Consider the following 19,964-nt stretch of genomic DNA (forward strand, 5'->3'; position numbering starts at 1 on the left):
GTTTTAGCTTATGCTTCATGGTGAGTGCCTCTTTTCATATGGGGATCTGTTCTTTGGTCGGAACGTTTCCCAGTATACTAGAGGCGCTTTTTTCATTCAAAGCTCAAACTACTTCATTACAGGAATAGCTCCTTATTGATGGTCAACCTGCAGTTGAATATTTTGTTACTACCAATTCAGGGCAGACGATAAAAGAAACTGTCATCATGAGGGATGTTAATTGTTCAAAGCATTATTTCCTGGGTTTTGCGGCTGATATGGCAAAATGGTTATTGTTAAAGAAAATTGCCAAAAGGTAACTTAAAATGAAAAAGCTAAGCTGAGTTGAAGAGCAATTGTCCACATACAATATTAAAAAAGTTGCCCGCAAGTGTAGGCAACTTTTTACATTATGTCAGATGATATTAAGCATTTTTATTAATTGGTTCTTTTTTGCCCAGTTATAAATATATTCTTTTATTTCTTCCATACGTGTTATAGGATCGATCTTACCGTCTCTTTGCCCTACAAGGGAATTATAAGTTAGCAACATGGGAATCAAGTTTAGACGGTCCACGTAAGATGCTTGATCATTGTACCCTGGATTAAGCCAATGTAAATATATAAAGTAGTCTTTTTCTGCGAAATATTTCAAGCTGTTTATAGCATCATCCGTGTACTGTAAAGAGCAAAGGACTATCTCTGGGTCATAGCCAACTTGAATTATTTCCTCAACATTTCTTTGTCTTTCCTGTGGAGATCCATTAATCAAAAATACGTTTGTGTATTCTTGATCATTAAAATGAAGCTGTCTGAGTGATTTTTGTGCAGTTCTTACGTTACGATCATTAAACAATGTTTGCCAGGTTGTTGATTTCCCCGAATTCCTATTTCCTAAAACAGCAATTAACAATTTGTCCTTCAGAACAATTCCCCCTTAACAGTTCTTCTACATACCAAATATATTGAATACAGGAAGAGAATATTCGTAGAAAAACAAACGCCTTTGTTGTTGGAGGGGCCCGATCAAGAAGGTAAACACAGACGATATGGGCAAACCAAGTCACGGAGGCCTCACCTGAATATGTCTGCGATGTATGTTTCACGTTAAGTTAGTACAACGTAGGCATTTGAATGCTCCACTATTGACATTAGAACCGAAATTCTCATGCACTTGAGATCGCTTAAGAAAACCCGCAAGGATGTGTCGCTGCACGATCCGATCGGAACGGATAAGGAAGGCAATGAAATAACGCTCATCGATATCCTCGGCACGGAAGCCGATGATGTCGTGGACAAAGTGCAACTGAAGATCGAAAAGTCGAAAATATACAAAAACCTGGACATTCTCGACGACCGCGAGAAGGAAGTCGTCGTCGGCCGGTTCGGCCTGGAGCACGGCGGAGAAGAGCGGACGCAGCGGGAAATCGCCAAGGAGCTCGGCATCTCGCGCTCGTATGTGTCGCGGATCGAGAAGCGGGCGCTGATGAAGCTGTACCATGAGTTTTATAAGGCGAAGCGGTGAACGAGTTGGAAGTGGGATGACGCGGATAACGGCAGGACGGGCAAGCGAGCTTGATCGCACGACATCACGGGGCAGCCGGAGCATCGACCGGCTGACCAGCAGGTGTATAAGGAAATCCAGCAATCCGGCTTATTGAACCCTCTGGAAGCGGTCAAACGGGGGAACGTCCACTTTCTGGATACCGACAAATATTACGGCCTGGATATCGTAACCATTCGCGAAATGATGAAGGAAGCCGCACAAATGCTAGCGAACCTGTTCAAAAATAGAAGTTGACGAGAGCCTGTCGATTCAATGTGTAGAAGTGTTAGCAGGCCGTTCCAAGTGAAAAGTTACCTTCTTCTACTCAAACAGGTTGTCCGGAATCCCTTGATTGAATAAGGATTGTAAGGTAGGGGATTCCAGACAAAACTCGCCAGAAGGTAATCTTTTCCCTTTCCACTTGGTTGTCCATAATGAATCGACAGCCTCGACGAGTGTGTTACTAGCGGCTATCCGAGTAGGCTCGTACCCAAAAGACCGTCCGGGATATCCCCGGACGGTTAAGTGTTCCCACAAGACGGCTGGCCATCGGCCGGAATGCTTCTGCCGCTGACAATACCTGCATAGGCGCATGTTTTTGGCCCAAGGAACGCTAACCTAACACTCGGCCTGCGTCATCTCGTTCGTGAACACGACTTTGTACTGGTCGGGCGTCATCTTGACCGCCGATTCGGGAGCATAGTGGAACTGGAGCGCCCGTCTCCGCTTATTCGATAAATTCGGAGGCGTGCCGTGATGGAGCAAGCCGGAGAAGACGAGAATCCCGCCCGGCCGCAGCGGCACGGCTTCGTCCTTCTGAACGTCCACTGCGGTATCGCACAGCTGCCAGTCTCTTACGGCGTAATGCGGCACCGGGCCGTTTTTGTGGGAACGCGGAATGACATGCATGCATCCGTTGTCGAGAGCGGCTTCATCCAGGGCGATCCACACCCCGGCGACCATTTTCGTAAAAGAGAAATTGGAGTAGGCCATATCCTGATGCCAAGGCTTCTCGATCCCGGCTTCCTTGGACGGAGGCTTGAGCAGCGCCTGATCTTCGCAGAAGCGCGGCTTTTCGCCGAACACCATCTCTAGCACCTTCCTGATCTTCGGATGATAGCAAATATGATGCAGATTCGGGCAGTAGCCGATAAATTTATGAAGCTTGCGGACTGCAAACTCCTGTTCCTCCGGCGTAAGGAAATGGCCGGCTTCTTCCATCTCGCGTTTGCCTTTGAAATATTGAATTTTCGGTCCGACGATTTTGCCGTGAATCGTGTCGGAGATGTCTTGAATCGCCTTCTCCAGCTCATCTGCGCTCAGCACCTCGTCAATCGCCACATAACCCAGTTCCCGGTAATTGCGCACCGTCTCCTCCGTTATGTCGTCCACCGTCCCGACCCGATGCTCGGCCAGTTTATCGTAACGATACAATCGCTGCGCGATGTCCTGCGGATTCGCTGCCGGATTGAACATGGCCATCCTCCTTCACCCGTTTGATCGTATCGTAACAGATGATAGAAGGAACCGGAATGCGCGATGTCGCATATTGATGTCCTGAAACGTAGAGGAGCCAGGCGTAGCGTCAGCGGGAAGGCGGCTGTCGGGAGCCGGGAGCGGGCCGGGACAGTCTGGCGTTAGCCAGGTATTGGGACGGAGCTACGTTGAACACCCGCTTGAAACTTTTGCTGAATGCGTAGACGTCGCTGTAGCCCATACGTTCGGCTACCTGGGAGACGCTCATCCGGGTTTCCACCAGCAGATCGCGGGCGCTCTCCACTTTGGTCCTCGCGATGAACGCCTTCAGCGTAACTCCGCTGCAAGCTTTGAACAGCCGGCTCATATAGGAAGGGGACATGCCCACCGCATCGGCCATTTCCTCCAAGTCGACATCGACGCCCCTGGCTTCCCGGATGTAAGCCATCATCTGGCGGACCCGCTGCATTTGTTTGACCGAACCCGGGCCGTAATCGCGGGGAACCAGGTGCAGCCGGAACAGCCGGACGAAAAACTGCTTCATCAGGCTGTCGAATTCGAGCTCCTGCAGCGGCGCCGGAACATCAAGCAGCTCCATGATCGCATACAGCAGGTTCTCCGCGCGAAAAGCGCCGCCGGTTACCGTAAACCGCGGAAACGGAAAAAGCGGCACCTTGCCGCCCGTGTCCGCAACCTGAAAATGCAAATACAGCACCGTCAGCCGGTCGTGCGGATCTTGTACCGCTTTCGGAAGGTCGCCGGGGCGCATGATCAGGCAGCTCTGTTTCTGAAGCTCGAACCGCTCCCCGCCGAGCGTCATCGTGCCTTTGCCGGACAACACATAGAAGATATCGTAGTCATGGAACGGAGTCTGGTGATCCCAGTACCATCCCGGCGCGCAGTCCCGTTTGCCGTAAGATGGACTTGGCAGAAAAGTAACGGATTCCAAAGGGTGGTTCACGGTTAAGCGCCTCCATTTCCTTCCCATTCGTACCAAAGCACTCTCAGTTTACTTCAAACGTCCGGGCAGTTCCAGCCTCGTTTCGGCGCCGTTTTCCGCAATCGTCAAGAAGCTGCAGCAATCAAACTGCGCCGCCTTCGGCATCGGAAGAAAGCTGACCGCGCATCATTCCGATACGTGGAAGCAGCTGGACTGGGATACGTGAAAGTGAAGATTCGCCCGGAAGCCCGCGTGCATATTGTGCAAAAAGGAGTGCTTAGATAAACCGGAGACAGAGCCGCAGGAGGGCTCTGTCTTTTTTTTGCGCGCAGCGGCAAATTTTAGTTGCTTTGTAAAAGTTGTTTGATATAATGATAACGATTATCATTATCAACAAATTTCGGAGGGTGGAACATGATGAGTTGGAATCGATTGCGGGTTGTATCGGCGATGGTCTGCATGATCATCGTGCTGGCCGTTGCAGCTGGATGCGGACAAGCGTCCGTCAAGGAGGGCGGGGCAGGTTCGAACGGTTCAGGGGCGTCCGCTGGAGCGTCGTCGTCCAATGGAGCGTCCCCCGGCGCTGCCCAGATGGAAGATAAAGGAACGATGGCATACGAGGCGGCCAACGGCAAAATTGAGGTGCCCAAACAGCCGAAGCGCGTACTCGTGCTGGGGGACAGCTACTACGGGTATTTGCTGGCTCTCGGCATTCAGCCGATCGGTGTCACCGATCATGTGAAGAGCAACCCATACTTTGCCGGATATGTGAACGTGCCGGATTTGGGCGACGGGAAGTCGACCGAGAAAGTGCTGGAGCTGCAGCCGGATTTGATTATCGTCTTCCAAAGCGATGACGGCAGCATCGATCAATTGTCCAAAATCGCGCCAACGGTGGCGATCGCTTACGGCAAGCTTCCGCTGCGCGAGCAGCTGCTGGAATTCGGCAAGCTGACGGGCCGGGAAAAACAGGCCGCAGACTGGATCGCGAAGTGGGATCAGAAGATTAAGGATGCCGAGCCGAAAGTGAAAGCCGCCGTCGGCGACCAAACCGTATCGATTCTCCAGCCTTACGCGAAAGGGATCTACGCCTTCGGGCATAATTACGGAAGAGGCGGCGAGATTCTGTACGGCGAGTTTAAGCTGAAGGCGCCTTCGCCGATTCAGAAGGACGCGATCGACAACGGCAAGGGGTGGGCGAGCCTATCGCTGGAGGTGCTTCCCGAGTATGCCGGCGATTTTATATTTACCAGCCCGTGGACAGGAGATCAGGGCGATCCGGATGCCGTGTACGGAAGCACGATATGGAAAAATCTGCCCGCCGTTAAAAACAACCGGGTTTTCGAACTCAACAAAGACGCGGCCTATTTCAACGATCCGGTATCGATGGAGAAACATCTGGAATTTATCGTCCAGAAACTTACCGGAAGCCGTTAGTACCGGGGCAAATCATTCCTGTGGAGCGGAGAAAGGAATGATCGTATTCCGTGGCGAAATAAGAGAGTATGATACGAACATCCAAAACGTATAGTTGGAAGCATCTGATGCTTTTTTTAGTTTTTCTGATCGTTCTGCTTTGTCTTCGGGTATTCTGGTTCCAGTATTCCCTAGGTCCGGCTCCGACTGCGGTTCAAGGCGTGCTGGATCTGAGGGGATGGGACTTCAGCAGTAAGCGGACGATCCAACTGAACGGCGAATGGGAGCTGTATCCCGAAGCTCTCGTCTTCAATGAAGACGTGCGGTCGTCCGGGGAGGGGCGCCAATATATTCAGGTTCCAGGCGATTGGGAAGGAACGATCGACGAACAGACAGGTTCCCCGTCTGGTTATGGAACATATAGGCTGCGAATCCTCGCCGATCCTTTGCCGGATCAGCCGTATGCGTTCTGGATCACCGATATACAGGCGGCTTCCCGACTCGAAATTAATGGGGAATTCGCCGGTGAATTCGGCCAACTGGGAGAAAGCGCAGCTGCGTATAAACCGAAATCGGCATCTTACACCGCTTCTTACAACCACGCGGGTACGAACGAGATTGAGCTGCTGGTGACCGTAGCAAACTTCGACAACACGATACATGGAGGCATCGTAAAGCCGATACGCTTCGGAACGCAGGCGGCGGTCGACACGGAACGGTGGTACTCGATCGGGTTCCAGCTCGTTACGTTTACCGTTCTGCTGCTTCACGGGGTGTATGCCATCGTTTTATTTTTGTTTAATCCGCAGCAAAAAGCTTTTCTCGTTTTTTTCCTTTTGCTGCTTGCGGCCGGCATTACAATCGTGTCGGATCACGACAAGCTGCTGCAGCTATGGCTTCCGCTGAATTATACGTGGTCGTTTAAAATAAGGCTCCTCTCGTACATGTGGCTGACCTTCTTCATGGTGCTGCTTGCCCGGTATTTCTCGGATACTCCGTCCGGCTCTACCCGGTTCAGACTGTATGCCGCCGTATTGGGCGCGTACTCGGCATTTATTGTGGCTGCTCCAGTGACACTCGTTTATTATAGCTACGGCTTCCGTGTATTTTCCGTATTGTACATGCTTCCGTTTATCTGGTTTGTGTATCTGATCGGAAAAGTGGCTCGCAGGAAGGAGCCGGACGCCTTCTTCCTGCTTGTCGCAGCGACGAGTATTGCCTCCAGCGTTATATGGGGGATGATCAGTCCGTACGGCAAGGTCAGCGCGATCTACTACCCGATCGACATTATTGCGGCGATCGTCGGCTTCTCCGCGTACTGGTTCAAGCGGTACGTCCGCAACGCGCAGGACAATGCGAAGCTGAACGAACAACTGCGCAAATCGGACAAGCTGAAGGATCAATTTCTTGCCCAGACGTCCCATGAGCTGAGGACGCCGCTGCACGCCATTATGAATATCGCCCGGACTGTGGCGAACAGGGAGAAGCCGGTGATGGGGGGCAGAAGCTTGCGCGACATGGAGCTGCTGGTCTCGATCAGCCGTCAGATGTCCCGTCTGCTCGACGATCTGCTGGATGTGGTACGGCTGAAGGAGGAACGGATTCAGCTGCATCGCAAGCCCGTGCACGTGCAGTCTGTAGCGTCCGGCGTTATGGGCATGCTTGTCTTCATGACCGATAACAAACCGATCGCTCTCCAGATGGACATCCCCGAGTCGATGCCGCCGGTGCTCGCCGACGAGAAACGGCTGGTGCAAATTATTCAAAATCTGGTCCATAACGCGATCACCTACACGAATGAAGGCTCGGTGACGATGACCGCGGAAGCGAAGGACGGGATGCTCGTCACGTATGTGACGGATACGGGATCGGGGATGGACGAAGAGACGTTGGCCCGCATCTTTCTGCCGTACGAGCAAGGGACGCCCGGGCTGGACCGCAGCAGAGGGATCGGTCTCGGATTAAGCATCTGCAAGCAGCTCGTCGAGCTTCAGGGCGGAACGCTAACCGTGCGTTCGGAGCCGGGCAAAGGTTCGGAGTTCAGCTTCACGCTGCCGCTTGCGGCGGTGTCCGAGTCCGAGTCTTCTTCCTCCGCGCCCGCGTTCGGGCTTCCGGCCGAAGAGGAGATCGCAGCGGCAGACCGGACCGGGGCGGACCGTCCGCCGGCCGGGGACCAACTCGTCGCCGCCTCCCCGGTGCCGGACGTATCGCCGCCTCGAGCGGGCGGCAAGATCCATATTCTCGCGGTCGACGACGATCCGATCAATCTGCAGGTGCTGTCCGGCATTCTTTCGGCGGAGTCTTACCAGGTCCGGACGACGACGTCCCCCAGCCAGGCGCTGGAGCTGCTTGCCGCCGGCCAGTGGGATCTCGTTATCGCGGATGTGATGATGCCGGAGATGTCCGGCTACGAGTTGACGCGCCGGATCAGGGAGCGTTACGCCATATCCGAGCTGCCGGTCTTGCTGCTGACCGCTCGCAGCCAGCCTGAAGACAGCTATGCCGGCTTTCAAGCCGGAGCCAACGATTACGTCACGAAGCCGGTCGACGCCCTGGATCTGAAATACCGGATCTGGTCGCTCGCCGCCGTCAAGCAATCGTTGAAGGAGCGGCTGCGCATGGAGGCCGCTTACTTGCAATCGCAAATCCATCCTCATTTTTTGTTTAATACGTTAAACTCGATTATGGCTCTAAGCGAACTCGACACCGACAAGATGCGGAAATTGGGCGACGCCTTTACGTCGTATTTGCGTATCAGCTTCGATTTCCTGAACGCGGGGGAACTGGTCGGCCTATCCCATGAGCTGGAGCTGGTCGAAGCTTATCTGTATATCGAAAAGGAACGGTTCGAGGAACGGCTGACCGTCGTCTGGGAGGTGGAACCGGACATCGAGCTGCTGCTTCCGCCGCTGACGATCCAGCCGCTGGTCGAAAATGCGGTGAAGCACGGGATATGCAGCCGGGTGAAGGGAGGGACCGTTCGCATCCGGATCTTGAGGCTGCAAGGCGCCGTTCATTTCGAGGTGCAGGACGACGGCCACGGAATGGATGAGGAAACGGTGAACAGACTGCTCAGCCGGACGACAAGCCGCGGCGGAATCGGCCTGATCAATACGAATCGGCGATTGAAGCAGCTGTACGGCAAAGGATTGTCGATACGCAGCCAGCCTGGCGAAGGGACGAGCGTCTCGTTTGAGGTTCCGGAAGCGGCGCTTGCGGACGAAGTCTGACCCGAGGCCCGTGACACCGCGCAAGCTGAAGCTGTACGGACAAAATCCCCGGAGGGGCCGCCTATTGCGGCTCACCGGGGATTTTTCGACAGAAACCGGACGGCATGACTGATCAGTACCGGCAATACGGAGATGTGACCTTCTTCGGCAAACGATTTGAACGATACGTCCAGCCGGGAATGGTTCGGCGCGGACAAGCGGGCGGCCATTGCTTCGGCTTTATCGTAAGCGTTGCTCTTGTGCGTACGCTCCTGTTCGCCCATCGCGATCAGGAGGCCGATCCGGCCGCCGTCGCCGCTCAGCCTCGCGGGTAAAGTCCGCTCCTTCTCGAGCAGAGCGCTCTCATTCCAATGAATCGACGGGCTGCCTGCGATATACGTTTGGAAAGCGCCGGGATGGGTAAGGAAGGCGTGCAGGACAAACAATCCTCCGAGCGAATGGCCGAAGATCGACTGGCGGGCCGGATCGACCGGATGCATGGCGGCGATCGCCGGCTTCAGCTCGTCTTCGATAAAAGTCATAAAGCCGGACGCGCCGCCCTGCTTGGGCCATTCCCCGCCCGTCGGGTGCTTCGGCAGCTCGGACCGGGGGACGGGCATCGTAAAGTCGTAATGCCGGTTCGGGTGAAACGGTTCCTCGGTTTCGTAGCCGATCCCGACGACGATAGCGGGAAATACGCCCGTTTTCTCGGGAGTGCGCGATTGGGCGCGAATCGTTTCGGTCATCGTTGCGAACACGGAATTGGCGTCGAGCACGTAAATGACCGGATAGCCGGAGGCCGGCGGCGATTGGGAGGGCATGCTGATAAAGATGCGGTACGTTCGGCCCCGGTATTCGGCGGTCATCTGCTGGGACCGCGGGATGTGGACAGGCTGCTGCTGGAGTGAAGTCATCGGTTTGGCTCCCCGTATCGTAGTAGCATTTCTCTAATTGAGATTGATTATCATTATAATCGGGAGAGCAAACATTTGGCAACCGCGTCCGGAACCGGAGCAGGGAGAAATCGGCGGGCTGCGGCGGAGGTCGGCGTATTCCGCCTTACGATTGCGATGCGCCATCACCATACCGACTACGCGAGACGGACAGCCAGCGTGTGACGTGGAGCTGCGCCGGGAGTTGCTTATGGTGAGAAAAGGTTGGCGTGCTCAGACTGGGCTTGACCGGGGAACGGGTTCATGCTACTTTTAATACTGATAATCATTCTCAATAAATGAAGGGGCGTAACCAGGATGTTTCATCGACTTCCTGATCAGCTGCCCGGGCCGGCAGTCTTGGACCGCTTATGGATCAAGCTGCGGAGCGTGGACGGGCAGCGCGGCCGTCTGGAGCAGCAACTGATCGATTCTTATATGCTTATCGCAGCTACGGGGGGACAAGGCTGTCTGACCATCGATCTGGACGAGTACCGTCTGCGTCCGGATACGATCTATGCCGCATGGCCGGGGCAAACGATAGGGGTATCCGGCGGTACGGAAGGGCTGGAGCTGTACCGGATTTCATTCGAGGTGCGGCCCGATTCGGAAGCCGCAGAGCCGTTTCCGCTAAAGGGAGAAATAACGCTGTATCCGGAGTCGCAAACGGCTATCCAATGCGAGCTGCTGCTGGGGTACAGCCGCAGCGAAGACCCGCTCGAGAGGTTCCGGGGACAAGCCGCCTTCCACGAGCTGCTGTACGGAGTGATGAAACATAAGCGGCAACTGCCGGTGGACGACTCGCTCAGCGCGCTGGAAAGAACGCGCCAATTCATCGAAAGCCGCTACAATGAAAATTTGACGATCGAGCAGTTGGCGCGGATCGCCGAGCTCAGCCCGAAATATTTTGTGGATCTGTTCAAGAAGACGTACGGCAAAAGCGCAATCGATTACGTGACCGAGGTCAGGGTCAATCACGCCAAACAATTGATGGTGCAGACCGAAACGAAGCTGCGCGATATCGCTCATCAGGTCGGATACAGCGACGAGTTTTATTTCAGCCGAAAATTCAAACAGGCTGCGGGCGTATCCCCTTCGGCTTACATGAAGAAGCGCCGCCGCAAAATCGCCGCCTACACGTCGGCCATCCTCGGACACCTGCTGGCGCTCGGCATCGTGCCGTACGCGGCTCCGATGCATCCGAAATGGACGGCGTCCTATCATAAGAAATACCGCTCCGACATCCCCGTTCATCTGAGCGCCTACCGGTTCAATCACGATTGGGAGGCGAATGTGGAGGCGCTGGCGCATGCGCGGCCGGATCTGATCCTGTGTCATGCGGATTATCTTCGTCCCGATGAGCTGCTCAAGCTGGAGGCGATCGCTCCGGTACATAACCTGACACAGCCCGCTGCCGACTGGCGGCAGCAGCTGCGGACGATCGCAGGATGGCTCGATGCGACGGCCGAGGCGGAGCGCTGGCTCGGCGATTACGAGAGAAAGCTGGCGACGGCGCGCGAACTGCTGAAGCGTGAAATACAGGACGATACGGTGCTTGTCCTCAGCATTCATAAGAATACGTGCCTGCTCTGTCCGAGACGCGGGATGCGGGAAGTGCTGTACGGCGATCTGCGCTTGAATGCGCCGGGCGGGTTCGACGAAGCCGTATGCGGCCGGACGGTAAGCTTCTCCGAACTGGCGGACATCGATGCCGGCCGGATTCTGGTCAACGTCTGTCAGGAGACGGAATCGCTCGCGTTCTGGCAGTCGCTGCAAGCGAATCCGCTGTGGAAAGATTTGAGGGCGGTCCGCCGCAATTACGTCCATCCGATTTCCTCCGACCCTTGGCGGGAATATTCGGCTTCCGCCGCGGAGCGGATGGTGGACGACATGATTCGTCACGTATATGGAGATCATCCAGTTCATTTCCGGAAATTGTCCATGTTCGGGAGTGCCGATGTTGATTATAATTCTAAATGAGAATTATTTTCAATTAACTGATAACGGTTCTCGTATATTGTGCGGATGCCGCTATCTTGGAGGCTGACAAGTTGGAAGGAACAATCAATCGGCATACTTACAACGGCAGAGTTCTCACGGTGTATGTTCCGCCGCAATACGGAACCATTTCCGGGAAGCTGCCGGTCGTATACGTGCACGACGGGGATGAGCTGTTCTCTCCGGATGTAAGCGACAGTTTGACGGTGCTGGAGCGGATGACGGCAGACGGGTTGGTGCGGCCGCTGCTGCTGGTGGGCATCGATCCGAAGGAACGCCGAGATGAGTATACGCCTTGGCCGGCCCCCAAGCTGACGGCGCAGTTCAACGACTTTGCCGGAGAAGGGCCGGCGTATCTCGCGTATCTCGTCGAGGAGCTGATGCCGTTTATCGCGGAGCGCTACCGGACGGGGAGCGGTCCCGGTCATACCGGCATGATCGGCGCGTCCCTCGGCGGTCTGATCTCGATGTTCGCCGCCTATGAGCATCCCGGCGTATTCGGCCGAATCGGTTCCATCTCCGGTTCGTACTGGTACGAGAGGTTCGTCGAGTATATGAAGGAGAAGCCGATCGCAGACGGGGAGCGGCGGATCTACATGTATGTCGGGACCGCGGAAGGTGCAACGAAAACCAACATTCAGAAAACTATGGTCGCCCGGACGTTTGAAGCACATGAGGTGCTGCTTGCCGGCGGGTTCCCGCCGGACCGGCTGAAGCTGCACGTCGAAGAAGGAGCGTCCCACGAGCTCAACTGCTTTACGGATCGTTTTCCGGAGGCGCTGCAGTGGATGTTTTCAAACGGGTAAACAAAGAGAGGGGAACGAGAAACGTGAATAAGAGATTGATGTTGACAGGACTTGCCGCTTTGATGTTGGGACTTACCGCTTGCGGAGCGAAGGAGACGGCCGCCCCGGCCACAGGGAATGCGGGAACGACCCATGCAGGAAGCGGAAGCCAGACTCCGGCGGCTGCGGCACCGGCGGCAGCCAATCAGGCGGCCCCGAAAAAGCTGACATACCTCGGCAAGGAGTACACGGTAACCGTTCCTACGGACAAAATCGTCATCACCGGTTCGGTCGAATCGATGGAAGACGCGCTGGTGCTCGGCGTTAAGCCGATCGGGGCGCTGACCGTAGGCGGCAAATTCCCGGCGATCTTCTCCAAAATCACCGAAGGCTCTACCGGTATCGGGGAGAAAACGCAGCCGAGCCTGGAGACGATTCTCAAGCTCAAGCCGGACGTCATCCTCGCCAGCACGAAGTTTCCTGCGGAAACGCTGGAGAAGCTGGGCAAGGTCGGTACAACGGTTCCCATATCGCACATCTCGACGGACTGGGAGGCGAACCTCAATCTGCTCGCAGAACTGACGGGCAAGCAGGAACAGGCGAAGAAGGCGCTGCAGTCGTACAAGGACGAGGTCAAAGCGGTGAAGGAGAAGCTCGGACCGGTATTCAAGGACAAGAAGGTCGTTATGATCCGGGTTCGCTCGGGCAGCATCAATCTGTATCCGCAGGACGTATTCTTCAATCCGTCCATCTACGCGGAGCTCGGAGCCGCCGTGCCGGAGGAAGTCAAACAGGCCAAGGCGCAGCAGACCGTCTCGCTCGAGAAGTTCTCGGAGATGAATCCGGACTACGTATTCGTCCAGTTCGCCGAGGAGGAAAATGCGGATAATCCGAAGGCGCTGCAAGATTTGCAGAACAATCCGATCTGGAAAAGCATCAATGCGGTCAAAAACGGCAACGTCTTCGTGAACCTGGTCGATCCGGCGGGTCAAGGCGGCACGGCTTACAGCAAGATCGCGTTCCTAGATGCGGTCAAGTCCAGCAAATTGATGCAGGCGAAGTGAGCGGAGCCCTATGCGATTCCAGTTGCGCGCCTCCGCCGTCATCCTGTGGACCGCGCCGGTTGCGATCGTTCTGACGATGCTGCTGTCCGTGCTGTACGGAGCCAAGCAGATCGATATCGGGACGATCCGCGATTCGCTGTTCCGGTTTGACGAAGGGAATGTGAACCATCAGATTATTATGCATTCCAGAATTCCGCGTGTGGTGGGAGCGCTGCTGGTCGGCGCTTTCCTCGCCGTCTCTGGAGCGCTTATGCAGGGGATGACAAGAAACTATCTTGCATCCCCTTCGATTATGGGCGTGTCCGACGGGTCGGCGTTTGCGATTACGCTGTGCATGGTGTTTCTGCCGAACAGTTCGTCGATGGATATGATTCTGTATTCGTTCGCGGGCTCGGCGCTCAGCATCGTGCTCGTGTTCGGCCTCGCCTCGCTTCTGCCCGGCGGTCTGTCTCCGGTGAGGATGGCGATCCTCGGAACGATTATCGGAACGTTCCTGAGCAGCGTCTCCGCGGCGTTGTCGACTTACTTTCAAGTATCGCAAAATATAAGCTTCTGGTACAACGCCCGGCTGCACCAGTTGGACCCGGCGTTGATCAAGCTGACCATTCCGTTCGCGGTCGTCGGCATAATCATGGCGCTCCTGCTGTCCAAGTCGATATCCGTACTGGCGCTCGGCGAAGACGTCGCCGTCTCCCTCGGCCAAAAGACGGCGCTGATCAAGCTGGCGGCGACGCTGTGCGTCGTTATTCTGACCGGCATATCGGTGGCGATTGCCGGGAAGATCGGTTTCGTGGGCCTGATCGTGCCCCATATCGCGCGTTTTCTGACCGGTCTCGATTACAAATGGATCATCCCTTGCTCGGCCGTGCTGGGCGGCGTATTCCTGGCGCTTTGCGACGTGTTGAGCCGGTTTCTCAACTATCCGTTCGAGATGCCGATCGGGGTCGTGACGGCGATGCTCGGCGTACCGTTTTTCCTCTACCTGATCCGGACGAGGGGGGGAGAAAAGCGTGCATAAAGGGACAACCGGACGTTTTGCAGCCGTGATGGCCGTCGGCGTCGGCATCATTCTGGTGACCTTTTATATGAGCCTGACCAACGGCGCGTTCGATATGGCGGTCAAGGATGTGTTCACCACATTGCTTGGGATCAATCCGCAGCAGGATTTCGTCTTCGTTATTTTCGAGCTGCGGCTGCCCCGCATCGTGATCGCCATCCTGGTCGGCATGGGACTCGCCATCGCGGGGGCCGTCCTGCAGGGCGTGACGCGTAACGGGCTGGCCGATCCGGGCATACTGGGCATTAATGCCGGAGCCGGGGCGGCTATCGTTATTTTTTTGTATTTTTATCAAGGGCAGATTAAAGGGACCGGACTTGCCGCCATTATGGCGATGCCTCTGTTCGGGCTGGCGGGCGGACTTGCCGCGGCGCTGCTTATCTACGCCATCTCCTGGAAGGACGGCCGGCTGGAGCCGCAGCGTCTGCTGCTGACGGGAATCGCCGCCGCTGCCGGACTGGGCGCCGTCTCGCTTTACCTGACGTTAAAGATGAACGCCAAAGACTTCGAGATGGTCGCGGTCTGGACGTCGGGAAGCATCTACAACGCGAACTGGAAATATATCGGCGCGGTTGTGCCGTGGCTGGTGCTGCTTATCCCGGTGATTATCCGGAAGTCGTACATCCTCGACCTTCTTCAACTGGACGAGAACAGCGTCAGAAGCGTGGGCGTAGCGTCGGAGAAGGAGAAGGCGCTGCTGCTGCTGTGCAGCATCGGTCTGGTCAGCGCCTGCGTGTCGGTATCCGGCGGCATCGGCTTTATCGGCTTGATGGCCCCGCATATCGCGAGGCGGCTTGTCGGAGGGGCGCATCGGCGGATATTGCCGGTGTGCGGATTAGTCGGGGCGCTGCTCGTCCTCGCCTCCGACTTTATCGGAAGAATGGTGTTTGCTCCCGCCGAGCTCCCGGTCGGGATCGTGATCGCGATTATCGGCGTTCCGTTTTTTATTTTCCTGCTGTACCGGAACAAAAAGCGGGCGTAGTCTTCAGTCCGCTTCGCTTCCGGAACATCCGGGCAGGAGGAGCCTCCCGTTCCGGTCGAAGGACAAGGCGAGAGGACCTTCGAGCACCGTACAGTCCGGCCGGTCCCGAAGCTCTTCGCAGACGGGTTCGGATACCCAAACTTCATCGAGATGAAGCGTGTTTTTGATATACACCAGCCGGACCTTCCGAGGGTCCGGCGTTTTTAATGCAAACATCGCCTGGTCCACAAGCTCCCTGTCGTTAGCGAAGCTCATCGGGACGGCCGCCCGCATCACGAAACCGCTGGTCAGGCAATTGAGATACGTAGCCTGCTTGTCGATGCTGCGGACCACGGCATCCGTCGTAAAATCGGCCAGCCCGATTCCGGCGGCATTGCCACGGGACGCAGACGACAGCCCCAGTACCCCGACATATGTAATATCCGGGAGCTTCGGTTCCGCTACCCCGTGAATTCTCATCCGGCCGATGATATTGGCATCCATGCCGGTGCCGCTGTAGTTTTTGCCCATCTCTCCGACGAGACACAGATCGATCCGGTGAACCGGCAACGAAGGCATCATCCGCTTCGCTTCCAGCAGCAGTCTTTTCTCGGCGGCAAACAGCGACCCGGCCGGAATGCCTTCCATGATCGCGGTCTGCTCTTCGGCATTCTCCACGATGGCGATCCCGCCGATAACCGGCGCCTTCTCCAGACAGACGCGCGCGATCGAGGGAATCGCGGCGGCCAGCTGCTTGGCCCCCAAGCTGTGGACGCTGTTCGCTCCAGGCGCGCGGCCGAGTCCGACGGCGAGCATCTTCAGCAGTCCGCTCTCGTAATCGCCCTGAAACGCGGTATGCGGCTTAATCCGGTTGATGATAAGGATACCGTCGGCTTCGAACGCCTCCTTGGCCATATATACCGGAAGGCCGGCGACGCCTGCGGCTGTGTTCGAGGTTGCAGCCGAGGTCGCAGGGACCGGCTCTCCCGCCGTCGCGCCGAGCCGGACCACTTCGCCGGAGCAGCGGATCTCCGCTCCGACCGACCGCTCCGTAATGCCCAGACTGGCCAGCACCTCACGCTGTCCTTCCGCTTCGCCGCTCCCGTGACTGCCCATGGCGGAGACGAGGAAGGGGCGGTACCCTCTCTGCCGAAGCTGGTCGACGACCGTACGCAGTATAACGTCGATGCTTCGGATGCCCCGCGATCCGGCGGTGATCGCGACGGCCGCGCCGGACGGCAGGGCGGCTTCCTTTAGCGACTGCTCCACTGAGCCGCGTATCGCGGAAGGAAGATCGGCGATCCGGCTATCGGGAACGTGCTGCCTGATTTTGTACAAACGTACAGGTGATTCGGCGGTCATGTGCGGCTCCTCCAGACTTGCTTGCGTTGTAGATCAACGAAGACTCTAGTTTGTCTCCATTTTGTCGACTTTTGTTGCAAAAACGTTCTGTAACTTCCCGAAAGGAGGGACTACAGAACGTTTTTAAATTTGAATTCAAATGCATTATTCCGCAATTTACTATAATGCTGCTTCTATGAAATCGTCTGCTTCCTGCAAAATTACTCCAGCAGCCTTTTTAGCAGTTGAGTCCGGTTTGTGGCGTTCAGCTTGCCAAGCATCGATTTAATATGTTTTTTGACTGTAACCTCGCTCAAATACAAGGTCGAGGCAATCTCCGCGTTCGTGCGTCCCTGCTCCAGCAGCTTCGCCACTTCCTTCTCCCGCGCCGTTATATCGGTCCGTTCCAAGATCCGGTCTCGGGATGTGTGATCCGGCACAGCTACCTCGGCGGAAGGCTGCGGCGGAGGGAAAAGGCCGGCCTGCCCGGTAACCTGTATCATTTTATGGATGTAGCTGAGCACTTGCTCGTTATGTAAGTCGAGTATGAACGTCGCCGTTTCGGTTACGCCGTCGTAAATGCGATGGGTGCCGTACGGCGCGGTTTTGAAGCCGAGGCTTTTGTGAGTTTCCACGAAGTACGGATGAGGCGACGGCGATTCGATGATCAACTCGCCGGTGAAGATCAGGGAATGGAGCAGATGACCGATTGCAGTTTGCTGGGAAGCGTCTGCGAAGTCGGCGGTATCGATCGTCTCAATAAACCAGCCGGCTCTCGTATGGCCGGGTACGTTCAGCCGTTTCGCCAGATCGGGAGGCAGATGGTTGAAGTACGCCGCCGAGCGCGGAGCTTTCTTCAAATAAGGCAGCGTGTTCGCGTTAATCGGTATGATGACCGCGACTCCGATGATGGCGCCTCCCGCGTCTTTCATGACCCGGACGACATCGTATCCGAGCGTGAACAAGGCGCCGAAGTCGATGTCTTTGATCGTGAAGCACGTCTGCTCCGCCGTAAGGTGAAAATGAAACGAACCGTCCGTATAAGGGTCGTACAGCTCGATCCGGGTATCCTTGGCATTGGCGTACCGGTCCCGGGCGTATAACTCGAGCGCTTCCCGGTAATTGGCGCCTGCCGTCTCGAAGTGCCGGGGCGACAGCTCGAACCAGTTCATAAACGCGCGGATCAAGGCGTCGCCGATATAATACATCAATTCTATCGCTTCTCTGGCGGTAGGAGACGGCCGGCCCGATTCGGTCAACTGCTGGTAATAATAAGCCAGCGCCCGCGAACGGATCGACTCGTAACGCTTGGGAGTCCGGGCGAGAAGCTCCCGGTTGACCGCCTCTCTCATCAGGCTGTGTACGGTCCACCCGCGGTCGACTTTGCGGATGAAGGAGAAGCGGATGAGCTGATAAAACTCGGAGGCGGTAATCTCCCGGTCCATGATGAACGACAAGTTCTCCTGGTTAAATTGCCGAAGCACCGAAGCCGCTTCGATAAAAGGACGCATATGCTCGCCCGGCACTTCCCGCAGCCAGCGGCTTACGATAAACGAGAGCGTATCGTGATCGTCCGTGTACAGCTGAGCTTCGCCGGTGGGGGACTGACCCAAGAGGAGGGTAAGCAGCGACATCGTCAAAGGATGGCCTCCGGAATGACGCCATATCCGCTGAATCGTCGGCTGGTCGAATATATGGGTATATTCTGCGAAACGTACGACCGACTCGTAATCCAGATCCGAGAGAGGAAGCTTTACGAGAAGCTGCCTCCATGCCGGGGACAAATACCAGACTTCGGACAACGCATACCGTCCTGAGATGACAATCAGTACGTGTTTATCGAGTTTCTTCAGAAAAAACTCCCGCAGCCATTGATCGAGCGCCTCCAAATGCTCGTAAGCGTCGATCAGGAGAACGACACGCCGCCCGGAAGCCGTTTCGTTCAGCGCAGATACGCATTCGACGGGGAGGCGCGCCGGGTCGGAGGAATCATCGCCAGGCCATTCGAGTGAGTCCAGGATGTGGCGGCAGAACGCTTCCGGCGTTTTGACGAAACCTTCGCTGTCGATCGTAACGGTGATCCCGCCGCTTGCTTGCGCCAGCTTGTCGTACTCGTCGAGCAGCGTGCTTTTGCCGATTCCGGCCGTGCCGTATACGTTTACTATTTTTTTGGACCGGGAGCTGTCGTGAAAATGTTGCAGGAAGGCGGCGATTTCCCGCTGTCTTCCGACGAGCATTTGGCTCTCAAGCTCATCCAGCCGTTCGTCCTCTGCCATCGATTTACACCTTCTTCGATCAGGATCGGAAATTACTGGCATTCCTTATTTTACTCGGATTCGGCTCAAAGCGATATAGAAATATGGGGTTGGGGTATCCATTCGGATACCCCATTTGTATCTGACCGGATACTTATTCCCGGATCGGGTCCGTGATAAGGTTAGGGTAGAACGAAGGAGGAGGGAGCGGGTGCAGGGATGACCAATCCATTTCGACTGGGCAGCGCCGCGCTGTACGCCCGGGATGCAAAGAAACTGGCGTCGTTTTACAGGTCGGTATTCGATATGCAGCTCGCGGCGTTCTGCCGGAAGCACGAGGATCAGACGTTTCTTGCTTTCCGGCCGGAGACGGACTATTACGAGATCAGCTTTGTCGGCGATCCACGTCAGGTACAGATGACGTTTTATGCAGAATCGCTAGGCGCGCTGCAAGGTTTATGGAGGAATGTCCGGTCGCGGGGCATTCGCGTACATGGGCCGTATACCGAAGGCTGGGGAGTTTCGTTTCAATTCGGCGATCCGGAAGGGAACCGGATCGAGGTGTTATGGCCGCAGCGGTTGAAGATCAGCCGCAGGGCGATCCGGGCGATTCAGCTGGAATCGTGGACAGATGATGACATCGGAAAGTGGCAAAGCGAGAATCGGGAGGAACAACCGCAGCAATCGGATGAGGCCGGGGAATGAAGGAGGAGCAGCGAAACGATGGAAGGGGAAGGGATCGAGATCGTCCTGACGATCGACAAGAAGGAGGCTTACGTGAACGGGAAGCTGCACACGCTGGCTGCTCAGGCGGTATTCAGGGACAGCAGGATGTCCGTACCGGTTCGTTTGGTACTCGAAAATGTCAACATGAAAGTGTTGTTCGACGATGAGGAGATTTTCATTACCGATGCTGTGGAGTAGAAAAAGTCGTAGCGGGCCGTAAGGCTCTGGTTTTGAAGATACGAAATGTAACATAAAAATCGTTTGATACCCGGGAGGGAC

The 19,964-nt window shown here is 55.8% G+C and carries 17 protein-coding genes and 1 pseudogene; 12 read left to right on the forward strand and 6 right to left on the reverse strand.

The genetic code is table 11. The annotated features are described in order from the left end of the window. Window positions 1-394 precede the first annotated feature (394 nt). Window positions 395-892: a hypothetical protein gene (locus PV433_RS21580; protein WP_332074123.1), complete on the reverse strand. Its 498-nt coding sequence runs from the start codon at window positions 890-892 to the stop codon at window positions 395-397. 237 nt (window positions 893-1,129) lie between these two features. Between PV433_RS21580 and PV433_RS21585 the strand changes: the two are divergent. Next, a pseudogene (locus tag PV433_RS21585) lies at window positions 1,130-1,504 on the forward strand (sigma-70 family RNA polymerase sigma factor); the annotation flags it as partial. A gap of 102 nt (window positions 1,505-1,606) precedes the next feature. After that, the gene (locus PV433_RS21590) at window positions 1,607-1,780 is read left to right on the forward strand and encodes a hypothetical protein (protein WP_332074124.1); all 174 of its coding nucleotides are present in this window, start codon (window positions 1,607-1,609) and stop codon (window positions 1,778-1,780) included. 363 nt (window positions 1,781-2,143) lie between these two features. On the opposite strand, the gene PV433_RS21595 is transcribed toward PV433_RS21590, so the two are convergent. Further along, the gene (locus PV433_RS21595; protein ID WP_332074125.1) at window positions 2,144-3,001 is read right to left on the reverse strand and encodes a phytanoyl-CoA dioxygenase family protein; all 858 of its coding nucleotides are present in this window, start codon (window positions 2,999-3,001) and stop codon (window positions 2,144-2,146) included. A gap of 109 nt (window positions 3,002-3,110) precedes the next feature. Further along, entirely contained in the window at window positions 3,111-3,962 is an 852-nt protein-coding gene (locus tag PV433_RS21600) for an AraC family transcriptional regulator (protein ID WP_332074126.1), read from the reverse strand. A gap of 393 nt (window positions 3,963-4,355) precedes the next feature. Between PV433_RS21600 and PV433_RS21605 the strand changes: the two genes are divergently transcribed. After that, on the forward strand, window positions 4,356-5,378 hold the full coding sequence (locus PV433_RS21605; protein WP_332074127.1) for an iron-hydroxamate ABC transporter substrate-binding protein: 1,023 nt from the start codon (window positions 4,356-4,358) through the stop codon (window positions 5,376-5,378). A gap of 107 nt (window positions 5,379-5,485) precedes the next feature. Further along, window positions 5,486-8,587, forward strand: coding sequence for a hybrid sensor histidine kinase/response regulator (locus PV433_RS21610; protein ID WP_332074128.1), 3,102 nt, complete (start codon window positions 5,486-5,488; stop codon window positions 8,585-8,587). Between the two features lie 71 nt (window positions 8,588-8,658). On the opposite strand, the gene PV433_RS21615 is transcribed toward PV433_RS21610, so the two are convergent. Next, window positions 8,659-9,480 (reverse strand): alpha/beta hydrolase, encoded by an 822-nt coding sequence (locus tag PV433_RS21615; protein WP_332074129.1) that lies wholly within the window; start codon window positions 9,478-9,480, stop codon window positions 8,659-8,661. A 75-nt stretch (window positions 9,481-9,555) separates the two neighbouring features. Here PV433_RS21615 and PV433_RS21620 point away from each other — a divergent pair, with 75 nt between their 5' ends. The 6 genes from PV433_RS21620 to PV433_RS21645 all read left to right on the forward strand — a co-directional run bounded on the left by PV433_RS21620 (window position 9,556) and on the right by PV433_RS21645 (window position 15,384). After that, window positions 9,556-9,684 carry a hypothetical protein gene (locus PV433_RS21620; RefSeq protein ID WP_332074130.1) on the forward strand — a complete coding sequence of 43 codons (129 nt, stop codon included), beginning with the start codon at window positions 9,556-9,558 and terminating at the stop codon, window positions 9,682-9,684. 132 nt (window positions 9,685-9,816) lie between these two features. After that, window positions 9,817-11,478 (forward strand): AraC family transcriptional regulator, encoded by a 1,662-nt coding sequence (locus PV433_RS21625; protein WP_332074131.1) that lies wholly within the window; start codon window positions 9,817-9,819, stop codon window positions 11,476-11,478. 71 nt (window positions 11,479-11,549) lie between these two features. Beyond that, window positions 11,550-12,302: an alpha/beta hydrolase gene (locus tag PV433_RS21630; RefSeq protein ID WP_332074132.1), complete on the forward strand. Its 753-nt coding sequence runs from the start codon at window positions 11,550-11,552 to the stop codon at window positions 12,300-12,302. Window positions 12,303-12,340: 38 nt separating this feature from the next. Beyond that, window positions 12,341-13,345: an iron-hydroxamate ABC transporter substrate-binding protein gene (locus PV433_RS21635; RefSeq protein WP_332074351.1), complete on the forward strand. Its 1,005-nt coding sequence runs from the start codon at window positions 12,341-12,343 to the stop codon at window positions 13,343-13,345. Between the two features lie 10 nt (window positions 13,346-13,355). Then, window positions 13,356-14,363, forward strand: a complete 1,008-nt coding sequence (locus PV433_RS21640; protein ID WP_332074133.1) for a FecCD family ABC transporter permease — start codon at window positions 13,356-13,358, stop codon at window positions 14,361-14,363. Window positions 14,364-14,391: 28 nt separating this feature from the next. Further along, complete coding sequence (locus PV433_RS21645; protein WP_442951563.1) at window positions 14,392-15,384, forward strand: FecCD family ABC transporter permease; 993 nt, start codon at window positions 14,392-14,394, stop codon at window positions 15,382-15,384. A gap of 3 nt (window positions 15,385-15,387) precedes the next feature. Here PV433_RS21645 and PV433_RS21650 read toward each other — a convergent pair whose 3' ends face one another. Together PV433_RS21650 and PV433_RS21655 are read right to left on the reverse strand one after the other, a co-directional pair. Next, on the reverse strand, window positions 15,388-16,725 hold the full coding sequence (locus tag PV433_RS21650; protein WP_332074135.1) for a DUF2088 domain-containing protein: 1,338 nt from the start codon (window positions 16,723-16,725) through the stop codon (window positions 15,388-15,390). A 200-nt stretch (window positions 16,726-16,925) separates the two neighbouring features. Then, entirely contained in the window at window positions 16,926-18,980 is a 2,055-nt protein-coding gene (locus PV433_RS21655) for a LuxR C-terminal-related transcriptional regulator (RefSeq protein WP_332074136.1), read from the reverse strand. A gap of 198 nt (window positions 18,981-19,178) precedes the next feature. Between PV433_RS21655 and PV433_RS21660 the strand changes: the two genes are divergently transcribed. Then, entirely contained in the window at window positions 19,179-19,664 is a 486-nt protein-coding gene (locus PV433_RS21660; RefSeq protein WP_332074137.1) for a VOC family protein, read from the forward strand. An 18-nt stretch (window positions 19,665-19,682) separates the two neighbouring features. Next, complete coding sequence (locus tag PV433_RS21665) at window positions 19,683-19,883, forward strand: stalk domain-containing protein (protein ID WP_190931721.1); 201 nt, start codon at window positions 19,683-19,685, stop codon at window positions 19,881-19,883. Window positions 19,884-19,964 lie beyond the last annotated feature (81 nt).

Source organism: Paenibacillus sp. GYB004, assembly GCF_036577605.1.
GTDB classification, from domain to species: Bacteria; Bacillota; Bacilli; order Paenibacillales; family NBRC-103111; genus Paenibacillus_AB; species Paenibacillus_AB oceani.

Excerpts from the sequence above, each read along its gene's own strand:
- PV433_RS21645 (WP_442951563.1), top strand. The coding sequence starts at position 14,392 with ATGGCCGTCGGCGTCGGCATCATTCTGGTGACCTTTTATATGAGCCTG.
- PV433_RS21655 (WP_332074136.1), bottom strand. The coding sequence starts at position 18,980 with ATGGCAGAGGACGAACGGCTGGATGAGCTTGAGAGCCAAATGCTCGTC.
- PV433_RS21625 (WP_332074131.1), top strand. The coding sequence starts at position 9,817 with ATGTTTCATCGACTTCCTGATCAGCTGCCCGGGCCGGCAGTCTTGGAC.
- PV433_RS21595 (WP_332074125.1), bottom strand. The coding sequence starts at position 3,001 with ATGTTCAATCCGGCAGCGAATCCGCAGGACATCGCGCAGCGATTGTAT.
- PV433_RS21610 (WP_332074128.1), top strand. The coding sequence starts at position 5,486 with ATGCTTTTTTTAGTTTTTCTGATCGTTCTGCTTTGTCTTCGGGTATTC.
- PV433_RS21635 (WP_332074351.1), top strand. The coding sequence starts at position 12,341 with ATGTTGACAGGACTTGCCGCTTTGATGTTGGGACTTACCGCTTGCGGA.
- PV433_RS21615 (WP_332074129.1), bottom strand. The coding sequence starts at position 9,480 with ATGACTTCACTCCAGCAGCAGCCTGTCCACATCCCGCGGTCCCAGCAG.
- PV433_RS21665 (WP_190931721.1), top strand. The coding sequence starts at position 19,683 with ATGGAAGGGGAAGGGATCGAGATCGTCCTGACGATCGACAAGAAGGAG.
- PV433_RS21640 (WP_332074133.1), top strand. The coding sequence starts at position 13,356 with ATGCGATTCCAGTTGCGCGCCTCCGCCGTCATCCTGTGGACCGCGCCG.
- PV433_RS21605 (WP_332074127.1), top strand. The coding sequence starts at position 4,356 with ATGATGAGTTGGAATCGATTGCGGGTTGTATCGGCGATGGTCTGCATG.
- PV433_RS21650 (WP_332074135.1), bottom strand. The coding sequence starts at position 16,725 with ATGACCGCCGAATCACCTGTACGTTTGTACAAAATCAGGCAGCACGTT.
- PV433_RS21660 (WP_332074137.1), top strand. The coding sequence starts at position 19,179 with ATGACCAATCCATTTCGACTGGGCAGCGCCGCGCTGTACGCCCGGGAT.